Source organism: Brevibacillus sp. NL20B1 (assembly GCF_018195675.1).
Lineage (GTDB): Bacteria > Bacillota > Bacilli > Brevibacillales > Brevibacillaceae > Brevibacillus > Brevibacillus aydinogluensis.
On record NZ_JAGTPT010000062.1, the window covers coordinates 1 to 1148 of the forward strand.

Annotated in this window: 2 protein-coding genes; both read right to left on the minus strand. The window is 38.9% G+C overall.

From position 1 onward, the window contains the following. Positions 1-141: 141 nt before the first annotated feature. Positions 142-504: a hypothetical protein gene (locus tag KDN35_RS19760; RefSeq protein ID WP_212133766.1), complete on the minus strand. Its 363-nt coding sequence runs from the start codon at positions 502-504 to the stop codon at positions 142-144. A gap of 9 nt (positions 505-513) precedes the next feature. After that, the coding region (locus tag KDN35_RS20035) for a hypothetical protein (RefSeq protein WP_249179218.1) at positions 514-1148 on the minus strand (635 nt) is incomplete at its 5' end.

Sequence of the window (1148 nt, forward strand, 5' to 3'; positions counted from 1 at the left end):
TAATTTTTGGGCATGAAAAAGGCTCATTCCTCCTTATCGTTTAAGTAGGAACAAGCCTTTTCAAATTAATCAAGTAACATAATCATGTTTTTTAAAAAACTCTTTAAAAGGCTTTAAGCAAATCCAGTAACTTATTCAATGTCAGTCCATATTCTTCAAGTCTTGTCTTGCTAAATCAAGAGCAACCGCTAATGTAATTTGATGTCGTTTACTGAGTCCTTGTAAATATTGTGAAATCGTTTTAGTTACAACAATTGGTTCAATTTCAGCGTTAAAGCGTCCTAATTCAATTTCTGCGATAATACTATCGTTAATGAGAATCTTATAAATGTCCTCACCCTGCTCAGGTATCCAATGAACGATATAAGCTGTACGCATGTCCGGATATGAACTTCTAATCACTTCAAGTAGTCTTCGTTTCTCTTCACTCTTAAATAGTGATTGATTAGATTTTTTTAATTGCTCTCTTATTTCTTGTTCCACTCTGCTCCCTATTAGTTTCATGTTTCACCCTCATTTCTTTATCGATTTTAGTAAACCGGGGAATGCTGTAACCAAATTACCATGCCTGTCAGTTAAAATTGTCATTGTAGTTGTAGGCTTGAACCCATTAAACTTATCAAGGCCAATTGGCTTATCTAAAGTGACCACTCTTACGTATCTCACCCCGTCTGCGCTATCAATACTCCTTACGACAGGAGATTTTACTATATCTTTACTGGATAATAGTGAACGGAGTTCGTCCTGAGAAATTGTGAACGTTGAAGCATTCTTATTTGAAAAATGTCTGTCTACAATATGCTTCCATCCATCGTTAGTTATATTGATTCGAGACTGAACGATAGGTGGCATCCCCTTAGATGTATTTTTCAACGTCCCAGCTATTGCACCGGTGGCAGGAACTGCAAATCCCAAATCGAGAACATCCCCATGATTCATGCCAACCGTATTGTTAAATGTGACGATAGCCGTCGGAAGAACTTCCTCCTGATACTGCGTTGGTACATATTTTCTTACTGCATCCTCTGGTTCTATCCCTTCTTCGTATGCCTTCTTTGCAGCAATCCTTCCCCAATGCAGGTACTCTTCTTCTCGTGATGAAAAGCCGCCGACTCCTCCAGTTCCTGCTTCCACAGCGTTCCCGCTCC

Bases quoted from the DNA above. Each gene is read 5' to 3' on its own strand.
- KDN35_RS19760 (WP_212133766.1), bottom strand. From the start codon at position 504: ATGAAACTAATAGGGAGCAGAGTGGAACAAGAAATAAGAGAGCAATTA.